The 13028-nt window shown below is 41.4% G+C and carries 12 protein-coding genes; 8 read left to right on the top strand and 4 right to left on the bottom strand.

The window, feature by feature from the left end; translation table 11 throughout:
- Nucleotides 1–187 precede the first annotated feature (187 nt).
- Both QNK26_RS05620 and QNK26_RS05625 read left to right on the top strand, forming a co-directional pair.
- A complete protein-coding gene (locus QNK26_RS05620) occupies nt 188–922 on the top strand; it encodes a glutathione peroxidase (protein WP_319221408.1) in 735 nt (244 codons plus the stop codon).
- A 218-nt stretch (nt 923–1140) separates the two neighbouring features.
- On the top strand, nt 1141–2685 hold the full coding sequence (locus QNK26_RS05625) for a glutamate synthase-related protein (protein WP_319221410.1): 1545 nt from the start codon (nt 1141–1143) through the stop codon (nt 2683–2685).
- A gap of 102 nt (nt 2686–2787) precedes the next feature.
- On the opposite strand, the gene QNK26_RS05630 is transcribed toward QNK26_RS05625, so the two are convergent.
- Nucleotides 2788–4005 (bottom strand): Xaa-Pro peptidase family protein, encoded by a 1218-nt coding sequence (locus QNK26_RS05630; RefSeq protein ID WP_319221412.1) that lies wholly within the window; start codon nt 4003–4005, stop codon nt 2788–2790.
- A 59-nt stretch (nt 4006–4064) separates the two neighbouring features.
- A complete protein-coding gene (locus QNK26_RS05635; protein WP_319221413.1) occupies nt 4065–5000 on the bottom strand; it encodes a LysR family transcriptional regulator in 936 nt (311 codons plus the stop codon).
- 107 nt (nt 5001–5107) lie between these two features.
- Here QNK26_RS05635 and QNK26_RS05640 point away from each other — a divergent pair, with 107 nt between their 5' ends.
- The 5 genes from QNK26_RS05640 (at nt 5108) to arsA (ending at nt 9050) form a co-directional block, all read left to right on the top strand.
- Nucleotides 5108–5401 carry a putative quinol monooxygenase gene (locus QNK26_RS05640; RefSeq protein ID WP_319221415.1) on the top strand — a complete coding sequence of 98 codons (294 nt, stop codon included), beginning with the start codon at nt 5108–5110 and terminating at the stop codon, nt 5399–5401.
- A gap of 60 nt (nt 5402–5461) precedes the next feature.
- On the top strand, nt 5462–6118 hold the full coding sequence (locus tag QNK26_RS05645; RefSeq protein ID WP_319221417.1) for an NAD(P)H-dependent oxidoreductase: 657 nt from the start codon (nt 5462–5464) through the stop codon (nt 6116–6118).
- Nucleotides 6119–6294: 176 nt separating this feature from the next.
- Nucleotides 6295–6645 carry a metalloregulator ArsR/SmtB family transcription factor gene (locus QNK26_RS05650; RefSeq protein ID WP_319221419.1) on the top strand — a complete coding sequence of 117 codons (351 nt, stop codon included), beginning with the start codon at nt 6295–6297 and terminating at the stop codon, nt 6643–6645.
- Nucleotides 6646–6929: 284 nt separating this feature from the next.
- Nucleotides 6930–7280 carry an arsenite efflux transporter metallochaperone ArsD gene (gene arsD / locus QNK26_RS05655; protein WP_319221421.1) on the top strand — a complete coding sequence of 117 codons (351 nt, stop codon included), beginning with the start codon at nt 6930–6932 and terminating at the stop codon, nt 7278–7280.
- Between the two features lie 15 nt (nt 7281–7295).
- Entirely contained in the window at nt 7296–9050 is a 1755-nt protein-coding gene (arsA, locus tag QNK26_RS05660; protein ID WP_319221423.1) for an arsenical pump-driving ATPase, read from the top strand.
- A 181-nt stretch (nt 9051–9231) separates the two neighbouring features.
- Here the strand turns inward: arsA and QNK26_RS05665 are convergent, their stop codons facing one another.
- On the bottom strand, nt 9232–10977 hold the full coding sequence (locus QNK26_RS05665; protein WP_319221425.1) for a bifunctional UDP-sugar hydrolase/5'-nucleotidase: 1746 nt from the start codon (nt 10975–10977) through the stop codon (nt 9232–9234).
- Between the two features lie 367 nt (nt 10978–11344).
- Between QNK26_RS05665 and hxpB the strand changes: the two genes are divergently transcribed.
- A complete protein-coding gene (gene hxpB / locus QNK26_RS05670) occupies nt 11345–12010 on the top strand; it encodes a hexitol phosphatase HxpB (RefSeq protein WP_319221426.1) in 666 nt (221 codons plus the stop codon).
- A 193-nt stretch (nt 12011–12203) separates the two neighbouring features.
- Here the strand turns inward: hxpB and rarD are convergent.
- The coding region (gene rarD / locus QNK26_RS05675) for an EamA family transporter RarD (RefSeq protein ID WP_319221427.1) at nt 12204–13028 on the bottom strand (825 nt) is incomplete at its 5' end.

The raw sequence follows: 13028 nt of genomic DNA on the forward strand, positions 1-13028 counted from the left end.
ACAGCAATCGGAAAATCCTATCAAAATAAAAGATTCAATCGATTATGCCAATGCTAATATTTTTTGCATAATAGCTACATCAAGACGAGACAGGTACAACGTCTTCACAGAATTTAATTTTATATCAAACCACTTTATATAACACCAACAGGTTAGCTTAATTAATAGCTACGTTAAGGAATATATTATGACTACATTAGTATCGAAAGAAGGCCAAGCGGTTCCACAAGTTACATTCCCAATCCGTCAAGGTGACGCATGGGTAAGCCGCACAACAGAAGAACTATTTGCTAACAAAACGGTGATTGTATTCAGCCTGCCAGGCGCATTCACACCAACTTGTTCATCAAGCCATTTACCACGTTACAACGAACTAGCTAGCGTATTCTCGGCACACGGTGTTGATGACATCCTATGTGTATCAGTAAACGATACCTTTGTAATGAACGCATGGAAAGACGCACAAGAAGCAGAAAACATTACTTTCATCCCAGACGGTAACGGTGCATTCTCTGAAGGTATGGGTATGTTAGTAGACAAGTCTGATATCGGTTTTGGCAAGCGTTCATGGCGTTACAGCATGCTGGTTAAAAACGGCGTGGTAGCAAAAATGTTCATCGAAGCTGACGAACCAGGTGACCCGTTCAAAGTTTCAGATGCTGGTACTATGCTTGGTTATGTTGCACCAGAATACAAAGTACAAGAGTCAATCACAGTATTCTCTAAACCTGGTTGCCCGTTCTGCGCTAAAGCAAAACAAACCTTAATCGACCAAGGTCTAAGCTACGAAGAAGTTGTACTAGGTAAAGATGCCACAACAGTAAGTCTACGTGCCGTAACAGGCCTTAGCACAGTGCCACAAATCTTCATCGGTGGTAAACACATCGGCGGCAGCGAAGAACTAGAAGCACACTTCGCGTAATTATTTAATACTGACTGAAATAAAACCCCCAGATGACTAACCGTTATCTGGGGGTTTTTCTGTTTATCAAGATGTACTCGATGCTCAAAGAGAATAACCAATTATACGAAAAAGGAAGGATCGCTAACATTTAAATTTAATTAACATATTCAGAAGTTATTCTTTTGCTAACCTTATACATGACGCTGAAGTGGTCAGGGTAATTAAAAGGATGAAATATGAACAAGCCTATTATCGAAGACAACAAGCCAATCAAAGTAGCGCTAACTAAAGATCAAGAGTACTACTTTTGTACCTGTGGTCGTTCCAAAAACCAACCTTACTGTGATGGTTCTCATGCTGGGACAAATTTCAAGCCTAAGCATTTTGTTGCCAAAGAGACTAGCGAGGCCCATCTCTGCCGTTGCAAGCATACCGCCAATGCTCCCTTTTGCGATGGCTCTCATAAACAGTTTACCAATGAACAGATTGGCCAAGAAGGACCAGGAGTTCAGATCCAAGCGCTAAATAGCGCCCCAATTGCGGCTGCCACTAAAGAAGAACCCACGGTTGAGTTTATCCATCAACTCGCACGTGATGGTCTTGCTAAAATGGGCCACCATGGCCCAATGACGTCAATGGGTGTACCAAGGCATCAACTTCCCCACTGGGATGATATTCAGGTGATGGTGGCACAAATGGCCAATCAACCTTTGCAGGAAAACGTTTCAGTTAATACGGAACTGGTCATAGGTCCACAGGCAAAAAAACCACTGAAGCTAGCCATCCCATTATTTGTTTCCGATATGAGTTTTGGGGCTTTATCAGAAGAAGCTAAGATTGCACTGGCGACTGGTGCTGAGTTGGCTGGAACTGGAATATGCTCTGGAGAAGGCGGGATGTTACCTGAAGAGCAAGCCGCAAATTCGCGTTACTTTTATGAACTTGCAAGTGCGGGCTTTGGTTACGATGAATCGAAATTAAAGCATGTGCAGGCATTTCATTTTAAAGGTGGTCAGGGAGCAAAAACAGGTACTGGCGGCCACCTGCCTGGCAATAAAAATATAGGCCGAATTGCTGAAGTTCGCGGCATTGAAGCTGGCACACCAGCCATATCACCACCCACGTTTAAAAACCTGCATACCGCTGCAGACTTTAAAAAGTTTGCAGATCGAGTTCGTGAACTAACAGGTGGTATTCCCATCGGTTTTAAACTCAGCGCCAATCATATTGAAGATGATATTCAGTTTGCACTCGATGCGAGCGCAGATTATATCATTCTCGATGGTCGAGGTGGCGGTACTGGCGCAGCACCAGAGATGTTCAGAGATCATATCAGTGTGCCCACCATTCCCGCGTTGGCACGAGCAAGAGCTTACCTAGATAAACAAGGTGTCAGTGGTAAAGTCACCTTAATCGCAACAGGTGGTCTGCGTGTACCGATGGATTTTGTTAAAGCAATGGCACTCGGCGCGGATGGGGTTGCAATATCTAACAGTGCAATGCAGTCCATTGGTTGCGTGGCGGCCCGAATATGTAATACCAATAACTGTCCCGCGGGGATCGCGACGCAGAATGCCGACCTACGACAACGCTTGAATGTGGATAAAGCCTCGATGCAACTGAAGAATTTCTTTGAAGCTTCAGTAGAACTGATGCAAGTGATGTCTAGAGCTTGTGGCCATGATGCACTGAATAAATTTAACCCACACGACCTTGCTACTTGGAATAAAGAGATGGCAGAACTATCTGGTATTAAGTATTCAGGAGTAAGTAAGCTTTAGTCTGCTCAGATAAATACAACCAAGCCCCAATCGTTGAATAACCATTGGGGCTTTTTTCAGTCTAAATCATTACTATTATCAGCGTTTCAAATTAATAATAAATTACGCTTCATAACCAAATGGGTCATCAATTGAATGTGATGGTTGGGTAAACCACTGCGGTCCCGAGTCAGTCATGTAAAAATGATCTTCTAAACGAATACCAAATTTACCCGGAATAACTAACATCGGTTCATTACTGAAACACATACCTTTGGCTAATGGCGTAGTATCGTTACCCACTAAATATGGCCATTCATGAATATCTAAACCAATACCATGGCCGGTACGGTGCGGCAGACCCGGTAAATCATAACCTGGACCAAAACCATCCGCTTCTAGTGATACTCGCGCGGCGGCATCAACATCCTGACAAGCGACATTAATCTGCGCAGCATCAAAGGCAGCTTGCTGGGCATTTTTTTCACTTAACCAAGCAGCTCGTACTTCATCACTTGCTTCACCAAATACATAAGTACGGGTAATATCAGAGTTATAACCATGCAACTGACAGCCGGTATCAATTAATACTACGTCATCTTGTTTTAGGAATTGTGGATCTTTCACCCCGTGCGGGAACGAGCTCGCTTTACCAAATAACACGATGCAAAAATAAGAACCTTTTGGCGCGCCAACCACTTTATGGGCTTGATGAATGAATTCTTCAACTTCCGTGGTACAAATATCTAAACGTAAGATACGTGCCGCCGCTTTATGCACTTCAATCGTCATGTCTTTGGCACGTTGTAATAATGCAATTTCAGCGGCTGATTTTTGCTGACGACAACCGGCAGTGATCACTTTCGCATCGATATATTCAAACTGCGGATGAGCATGACGAATGTTGTTAAACATAAAGAAAGCAGTTGCTTCATCAATACCGACAACACCAGTTGTTATATTCAATTGTGCAAGAACTTCACCAAATAACTGCGCTGGACTTTCATGTTCATGCCAGCAATGTAGCGGGCCTTTTACAACCATAAATTCATTAATGGTATCTTGTTCAAAACGCGGTGCAATAAACTGTACCTCACCCACTGCTGGTAATATCGCACCAACCATACGTTCACCCGCGCCCCAACGCATACCAGTGAAGTAATATAAGTTTGTGCCTGCATTAAGGTAAATAGCGTTAATGCCTTCGCGTTGCATCATGGATTGTGCTTGTGCGATACGCGCATTAAATTCTTGTAACGAGATCGCAGCAACGTCCGCAGTCATGTCAGCCAGTTTAGCTAATTCTAATTCAGCAGTTGAACCACCAATACCAATAGTCATAAAAATCCTTGTTATACAGCTTAATTCACGAAATATAGATGAATTCACTGTAGCACACCTTACTGACGAGATGTAGCTCCAACCGCTGGGGAGTTTAGTTCTAATTCGCATTTATCACGTAAGAAATCACGAAGGATCAGCATAGCGGGTGAGACTTGCCCTCGGTTAGGACAGACTAACCATAAATTAATCGGTAATGATTTGTAACCGCTAAGTAACTCAATAAGATTTCCAGCGCGTAAATCCGCAGCAAGATCTAGACTAGACTTAAATGCAATGCCCCTACCAGCGACAGCCCAGCGGTGGACAATATCAGCATCATTAGTCAGCCTGTCACCGGCAACTTTCACCGCTAACGGCGCTATATTTGGCTGTGCATTATCAGTAAATGTCCAAGTATCATATACACGCGTACCGACACGATAGAGTAAGCAATTATGCTGAAGTAAATCATTGGGATGTAATGGCGCGCCGACACTGGCAATATAATCGGGCGATGCACAAACAATACGCTCAACCGCCACAATAGGAAAAGCAACCATAGATGAATCTTCAGGTTCTCCGTAGCGCAGGGCCATATCAACCTTATCATGGTAAAAGTCAGCTAAGTTATCACCGACATTTAATTGTATCGATAACTCGGGATAAATATCCATGATCTCATCTAACCAAGGCAATATGATATTGCGGCCAAGATCAGATGATACCGATAATCGGATCTCACCAGCAATTTTACCCTGCATTTGATTTAACGAAGCTTTACCTTGCTCTAACGACGCCAACGCATCAACACAATGCGATAAATAGCGCTCACCTTCGGCAGTAATGCGTAATTTACGCGTTGAGCGAATAAAAAGTTGTACCCCTAACTGTTTTTCTAGGCGCTTTAATGCGGCACTCGCAGCTGCTGGGGACATATCCAGCTGCAAAGCGGAGGCAGTAATACTGCTTGTTTGTGCCGTTTGCACAAAAAGGATAAGATCTTGAATATTCATTATCAAAAATTATTTGAAACTGTTTGCTGAATTACCATCTGTTTAGCATAGCAGTTATCAGTAATAATGTCGTTACTCAGCAAACACATGCCAATGAAAGGTAATATATGACTACGCCATTAACGATTGTTGCGAACATCGAAGCGAAAGCGGACAAAATTGAATTCGTAAAAGCCGAATTATTAAAATTGATTGAACTGACCCGACTTGAAGATGGTTGCATCCAGTATGACCTGCACCAAGACAATCATAACCCTGCGCTATTTACTTTCATTGAGAACTGGGCGAGTCAGGCATTATTACAAAAGCACCTTGATAGCTCACATTTAAAAATGTATGTGCAAGTAACCGAAGGTGCAGTAGTGAATTTCAAACTCAATGAAATCACGAAGATCGCATAACAGATTAATCCAAATCGAACATGTTCATTTACTTTTAGTACAATTTATTAAGGCGTTACGATGACACACCAAATTATCAAAGATTTAAGCAACCGTTATACAACTAAAAAGTTTGATGCTGCAAAAAAAGTATCGCCAGCAGATCTTGCCGTGATCATGGAAGCAATGCGTTTATCTGCATCATCAATAAATTCGCAACCGTGGAAGTTTATTGTTATCGAAAGTGATGCTGCAAAACAGCGTATGCACAATACTTTTGCCAACAAATTCCAGTTTAATCAACCGCATATTTTTACTGCATCACACATTATCATTTTTGCTCACAACCCTGCATATACCCGAGCAAACTATGAAGCTGTGATCGATAAAGGCATCGAAGATAAACGCACGAAACCTGAAGAGAAGGAAGGCGCGTTTGGTGCGTTTGCTTTTGTTGAATTAAACACAGCAGAAGATGGCGACACATCAGCTTGGACAAAAGCCCAAACTTATCTAGCACTAGGTAACACTATGCACACATTGGCACGCTTGAACATTGATTCAACACCAATGGAAGGCATCGACAGCGAGATGATCAGTAAAGAGTTTGCTGCAGAACTAGACGGTTATGTAAGTGATGTAGCATTAGCTATCGGTTACAGAGACACTGAAAACGATTATAACATTGCCCCACCTAAATCACGTTTAGCAATGGAAGATGTAGTCGTTAAACTATAATGAAAACGATAATTTAAGACGATACTAACTGTAGTGGTTTCGCTTACTTAGCCATAAGCAAACCGCTGCAGTATAAGAGTCAAAGCGAGGTTATCGATAACCGATACTCAGCAAATATAGGGTTGACTCACTACCCTCTAACTGTACACTGTCGAAACAACAATATAGAGGTTACTATGGTTTCGATTACATCTTTGCAATTATTTAAAAATTTATCCGATGAGACACGGCTAAACATTATTTTGTTAATCAGAGAAGTTAACGAATTATGTGTCTGTGAATTATGCAGTGCTCTGAATGAACCTCAAACCAAGATATCCCGAAACCTTTCTATGCTCAAAAAAAGTGGTCTATTAATTGATCGCAAAGAAGGAAAATGGGTCCATTACCGTATGTCGCCACATATCCCAGCATGGGCAAGTAAAATCATAGACCAAGCATGGGAGAGCCAACGAAATGAAACTCTTACAATTGCCAATAAGTTATCTCTAGAGAGTCCTTCTGCTCGCCGAACAGTATGTAATTAAGTATACGAATGTAATAAAGCGCATATGTTAAACACTCCAGCCTTGCCCTACCCTACAATAAATGATTAAAACACCAACTAGCTAAAGTACTTCTCTCTTATATATTTTCATATTCCGTGCTTTATACATGTTTACATATGCAAATAAACAGATATGATGGGTGTAATTGTTTATTTTCGGCCCTCACTCTAATGATTTTAGAAAGTACCGTTAAAAAATTTTATTATTACACATGCAAAAAAGCAGATGTGTTATTTTGCATTCTGAATAACCAAGGAGTATTTATGACAGTGTTAACCGTATTTGAACCCGCAATGTGTTGCAGCTCTGGTATTTGTGGTGCAGATGTTGATCCGGTGTTAGTCCAGTTTTCCGCTGATATTGATTACCTCAAACGTAATGGGGTCAATGTCGAACGGTTCAACTTGGCCAATAATCCGCTAGCTTTTGTGCATAACCCGATAGCCAGTGATTTTCTGAAACAATTCGGAGATAACAATTTACCGCTGATTTTAAAAGACAATGTGCAGATTTCAAGTCATTCATATCCTAGCCGTACAGAGCTGGAACTATGGTTTGATATGTCAATTGAAAGCCCGCAAAGCCAGCCAAATACTCAATGTAAAAAATGCTAAAGTCTGGAGAATAATATGAACATATTAAAAGATTTACCCCCTTATGTGTTTTTCACTGGTAAAGGTGGCGTAGGTAAAACATCAATATCTTGTGCATCAGCTGTGACATTAGCAGAGTCAGGAAAGAAAGTGTTATTAGTGAGTACAGACCCAGCATCAAATGTAGGACAAGTATTTTCTCAAGAGATTGGCAACAACATTGTTAACATCGCCCAAGTTCCCAATTTATCGCTATTAGAAATTGATCCTCAAGCGGCTGCCGAGAATTATCGCCAAAAAATAATTGACCCGATAAAAGGTATCTTACCGCAAAGTGCGATCCAAAGTATTACCGAGCAACTTTCGGGCGCATGCACCACTGAGATTGCTGCGTTTGACGAATTTACCGGCTTATTAACCGATAAAACCCTGCTGAATCGCTTTGACCACATCATTTTTGATACGGCACCAACAGGTCATACGATTCGCTTACTGTCATTACCTGGCGCATGGAGTAATTTTATTGATAGCAACCCAGAAGGTGCTTCCTGCCTTGGTCCGATGTCTGGGTTAGAGAAACAACAAGAACAATATGCTCATGCTGTCGAGGCTCTTGCAGACAGCAGCCAAACGCGCCTAGTTCTGGTGGCTCGCTTACAGGAGTCGACATTACAAGAGGTCGCAAAAACCAAAAAAGAACTATCCAATCTTGGCATAAACAATCAATATCTGATTATCAACGGTACCTTACCTGAATCAGAAACTCACGATAAACTAGCGTTAGCGATATACCAACGAGAACAACAAGCGCTTGCCTCTATACCTGAAATATTGAAAGACATGCCCCTTGATGTGCTATTTTTACAACCGATGAACATGGTTGGGATTGCAGCTCTAAAAAATTTGTTTTCTCCCGCAGAAAAACCACTTCAACCACAGATTCAGCTGCCAGCCAGTGCTTCATACCCGACCATGGGCTCTCTGTCATCATTAGTTGATGAACTGGCCGTAGATCAACATGGGTTAATTATGTTGATGGGCAAAGGTGGCGTTGGTAAAACAACAATCGCATCAGCCATCGCGGTGAAACTCGCTTCCATGGGTTTTGATGTTCATCTCACGACATCCGATCCTGCGGCACATTTGGACAACACGCTTAACGGAAAAATAGGCAATCTTCAGGTTAGTAGTATCGATCCTCAAGTCGAAACAGAGCGCTATCGTCAGCATATCCTGAAAACAAAAGGTAAAGCACTGGATGAGGAAGGTAAGAAATTACTTGAAGAAGATCTACGTTCCCCATGCACCGAAGAAATAGCAGTCTTCCAAGCATTTTCTCGAATTATCAGAGAAGCAGACAAACGATTCGTAGTAATGGATACCGCACCAACCGGCCATACATTACTACTGTTAGATGCGACAGGTGCTTATCATAAAGAAGTTGAGAAAAAGATGAAGGGTAATGATAACTACGTAACCCCAATGATGAAGCTGCAAGATAAAGCAATGACGAAGGTAATACTGACGACACTTCCTGAAACAACACCGGTTTTAGAAGCTGCTAATCTGCAAGCAGATTTAAACAGAGCGAATATCTCGCCTTGGGCTTGGGTAGTCAATAACGCCTTATTAACGACTTCGACTACTTCAACACTGCTGCAAATGCGAGCCGATAAAGAAACGGAACAGCTTGATAACATCAACAACCGCCACTCAAATAAAACTGTATTGGTGCCAATTCAGCTAGATGAGCCTGTTGGTATAGAGCGTTTAATTCAATTAGCAAATTAGTCATTCCCCTCCCCCCATGGCTTAGTGAAATAACGCTAAGCCACAATATACTCATGTCGATTCGCCATATATTTGTAATGATACTCAAGGGGGCATTTGATATCGTTTTGCCTTTATTTATTGAGTTTTGTGAGCAGAGTGCAGGAAGTGAAATAGTGAATTCAATTCAGCAATTCATCAATTATATGTTCAACATCGGTTCGCCATACCACAACTGCTCACGTGAAGACGACTTGTAGTCTGTTTGGATAAAATCAATGAAGCAATCTGCCATCGAATATTGGGTAACAATCCCATCAGCTTCCATCATGGTTAATGCTTCATAACCTTCTTTACCTTTCATGGTATAAGCGGAAGAGCTGCCGGAATAAATCATTTCATGATCGATATCGTTCCAACCACCTTCTTCCGTATAAATAGTAAGTTTAGCAATTCGCTTACCAAGGGGGCGTTCGGCGTAATAGCTAAAATTCAGGTTATAGGTATAAGGGTAGCTTCCCGAGCCAGAACCAAGAACCCCATTATTGATGGCGTTGTTGATTGCCCCCTCTAGTGCCTGTGCTATATATTTTCCTTTGATGCGATAAACACCAATGGGTACGGCAAAGGGAAGTAGCTTACCTGCAATATCACCAATTGAAATATCACCTTGTTGCAAAGACGTTCTCACTCCTCCTGCATTATGAATCGCAAAGTCGACGCTATGACCATTTTTACTCATCATATGCGCAAAAGATTCGGCGACAAGAGGCGCAATATCGCTGCCTCCGTTTAGATCTGGAATCCTGATATGTCGCATATTTTGAGCTAATCTAGCAATCACGGTATTTTGTAGCTTACGTACTCTCGGGATATATTTATCTTGTAGCAAGCTTTGCAGTATTGGATCTTTTTTACATACAACCACGTTTTCATGTTGCGTGAGGTAGAGGCTCGCCTTGGCATGGATTTCATCATCATTATTGGCTGTTAACAAGCTTGCATCAATACAAAGCCGGCGACCAATAAGCAGCTCATTTTTGCCCTTGAAAGTGCTCACCGAACCATCTGCTGCGAAATCAATGTCGCAGTGACCAAGCGCCTGTGAGTGAAATCCCGCTTGAACAATATAAGTGCCATTAACTTGATGGCCGTAATCAGATTCTTTTGTCAGTCCTAAGTCGCTGAAATCACCTTGAAGTGTGTGGCTATGACCGCCAACAATCACGCTGAGACCAGCTACTTCTTTAGCTAACTCACAATCACCAGTAAAACCAAGGTGGCTCAATAATATTATCTTATTAATACCTAACTTTCGGATTGCAGCAACCGTATTTTTGGCTGTTTCAAAAGCATTAACAAATGGCGTGTCCGGATCTACATTGGCTATATCGGCCATTTTATCTAATGACACCCCGAATATTGCTATGGGTTCGCCATCGACAACACGCGTCATCCAGCGTGCCGTCTGCTGATCAGGCTGATAAGAGAATAAGTTTGAACGACCGCTTAAATAATGAGACTTGGTTGTTATTTCGTTAGAAAGATCCCAGTTACCAGCTAACAGTGGGAACTGAATACGATCTAAAAATGCAGCCACAGGTTCATTGCCCATATCCAGTTCATGGTTACCAATGGTCATCACATCAATGCCCAGTGCATTGAGCATATCTGAGTTAGCCTTACCTTTAAACAGCGAGAAATAGAGCGTCCCTTGAAAGCAATCGCCAGCATGCACAAATATAAAATCGCGATCATGCTGCAGAGCAGTCGCTTTAAGCTGTTTAGCTCTGGTCGCTATACGAGAAAAACCGCCATTACTGACATAAGGCGATATCATTTTGCCATCAATATTAAGCTGTAATTGCAATGACTGAGGTTCAAAGTAGGAGTGCGTATCATTTATATGTGCGAGTGTTATCTTAACTGGCTTATTATTTTTTATCATAATGTTTCAATTTTTATCTATATTTTAATCGTTCTTTTCACTGAATGGAAAGCCTTCTCAGATGAGTTTAACATATTCGATGATGGTTTTTCTGTAAAGACTGACCGTAAAGACTGTACCGCAAAAATTTTAACTCGATTCAACCCGAAAGTAGCTTATAGCTATAACTCACTCATAATAAGTTGATATCGATTAGCCATAGATTTAGTTATGTACGGAGTAGGCATCATTTTTCATATAACATAAGTTGCAAGAATCAATCGAGAACCGTCGATGGGGTTTAACTTGCAGTACTATATTGGTAAGGTGGCGTAAATAAAATTAACTCAACTATAAATCCCCTCTAATGGGCTCTAAATGGAACGCTATGATACAAGCTGTAATTTTTGATATGGATGGAGTTCTTATTGATTCAGAACCCATGTGGAAAGAAGCAGAGAAGCAAGTTTTTTCTTCTGTCGGCGTTGAAGTCTGTGATTCACTATCGGCTTATACAGCATCAATGACGACACGAGAAGTTACTGAATTTTGGTATAGTCATTTCCCTTGGTCAGGTAAAAGCTTAGAGCAAGTCGAGAATGAAGTTGTTGAGCGCGTGGAATTTTTGATTTCCGAAAAAGGTAAACCGATGGCGGGCGTGAAAGAAATTTTAGATATTTTACAACATCAAAATCTTAAAATAGGCCTTTCAACGAACGCTCCTTTTAAATTAATATCAGTAGTGCTAAGTAAACTTGATATTGCTCACTACTTTCAAGCTATTTCTTCTTCGGAGCATGAAACCAAAGGAAAACCTCATCCAGCGGTATATTTGTCTACCGCTAATAAATTAAAAGTGGATCCTTCAAAATGTATCGCATTTGAAGATTCAGTGACAGGGATCATGGCGGCAAAAGCGGCAAAGATTAAAACGATAGCAGTACCACCGCACTTAGAGTTTACAGACGAAAAGTTTGAAATATCTGACTTTAAACTTAGGCGATTATCAGATTTTACCCTTTCCCATCTGAAAGAAATAGCAAATCACATCTAGTTTAAAGACCCATTCAAAAAATCAATTAACATGACAAAAATCACTTCTATTTTTGTCATGTTAAAAGTGTCTTTTAAAGCTTTAGCCCTAAGCCATTTGTGTTCAAATATGGCTTAGGGCTGTCCATTCGTTATTTACAACATAATACTAACCGTATTTCCAACATAGTACTAACCGCATGTCCAATATAGTACTAACCGCGTCGTTTATAACTATCTATCGCGATTAATACCAAGGCAAGCATAATAGCCCCATAGATTGGCCATTGGATTAGCTCAATGCGTTCACCAAGTAATAAGCCAACACAAAAAACCAATGTCGGTTCTAAATAAGTTAATAAGCCAAACAAGCTAAGTGGCAGCATTTGTGAGGCGTATAAAAACAATAGCATGGGTAGTGTGCCAGTGAGCCCCAGTCCTAGGTAATAAGCCCAAGACGAAGCTTCGATTTGTTGCCAGTCATGAAAGGGTTGTAAATAGAGCATGGCAAGCAGTGCGATTGGTAGTAAAAAAAGGTTGTCTAAGGTGAATACCAGATCGCTAGCCATTGGGTAACGTCGGCGATTCATAAAGTACAGCGGATAACCTAAAGCAACCACAAACACAATCCAAGAGATACCATCGGCAATGACATAAGCATAAACAACACCACAAGCAGCAATGATGCATGCTAGTAACTGTGTACGAGTTAATTGCTCACCATACACAAAGTAACCAACGGCAACCAACGTCAGCGGCAGCGCAAAATAACCTAATGCTACTGAGAGTATCTCACCCTGTAGAGGCGCCCAGATAAACAGCCAAAACTGTGGCGCAATTAAACAGGCGGAGAATAAGAATCGAGGCCATAACCGCCATTGTTTTAATTGTTCCCACAACATTGAGATCCGCCCTACTAGGATTAAACCTAATAGCATAATGACGGAACTCCACAAAACCCTTTGCGCAGCGAGCCAATGACCAGCGCCTCCGGCAATAGCAGTTTCTGGCCAGGTAGGTTGAAACTGTACATACATGGG

This window comes from Moritella sp. (assembly GCF_033791185.1).
Taxonomy (GTDB): domain Bacteria; phylum Pseudomonadota; class Gammaproteobacteria; order Enterobacterales; family Moritellaceae; genus Moritella.

What these genes read in the sequence shown, in the direction of transcription:
- QNK26_RS05620 (WP_319221408.1), top strand. Translation starts at nt 188, where the DNA reads ATGACTACATTAGTATCGAAAGAAGGCCAAGCGGTTCCACAAGTTACA.
- QNK26_RS05625 (WP_319221410.1), top strand. Translation starts at nt 1,141, where the DNA reads ATGAACAAGCCTATTATCGAAGACAACAAGCCAATCAAAGTAGCGCTA.
- QNK26_RS05630 (WP_319221412.1), bottom strand. Translation starts at nt 4,005, where the DNA reads ATGACTATTGGTATTGGTGGTTCAACTGCTGAATTAGAATTAGCTAAA.
- QNK26_RS05635 (WP_319221413.1), bottom strand. Translation starts at nt 5,000, where the DNA reads ATGAATATTCAAGATCTTATCCTTTTTGTGCAAACGGCACAAACAAGC.
- QNK26_RS05640 (WP_319221415.1), top strand. Translation starts at nt 5,108, where the DNA reads ATGACTACGCCATTAACGATTGTTGCGAACATCGAAGCGAAAGCGGAC.
- QNK26_RS05645 (WP_319221417.1), top strand. Translation starts at nt 5,462, where the DNA reads ATGACACACCAAATTATCAAAGATTTAAGCAACCGTTATACAACTAAA.
- QNK26_RS05650 (WP_319221419.1), top strand. Translation starts at nt 6,295, where the DNA reads ATGGTTTCGATTACATCTTTGCAATTATTTAAAAATTTATCCGATGAG.
- arsD (WP_319221421.1), top strand. Translation starts at nt 6,930, where the DNA reads ATGACAGTGTTAACCGTATTTGAACCCGCAATGTGTTGCAGCTCTGGT.
- arsA (WP_319221423.1), top strand. Translation starts at nt 7,296, where the DNA reads ATGAACATATTAAAAGATTTACCCCCTTATGTGTTTTTCACTGGTAAA.
- QNK26_RS05665 (WP_319221425.1), bottom strand. Translation starts at nt 10,977, where the DNA reads ATGATAAAAAATAATAAGCCAGTTAAGATAACACTCGCACATATAAAT.
- hxpB (WP_319221426.1), top strand. Translation starts at nt 11,345, where the DNA reads ATGATACAAGCTGTAATTTTTGATATGGATGGAGTTCTTATTGATTCA.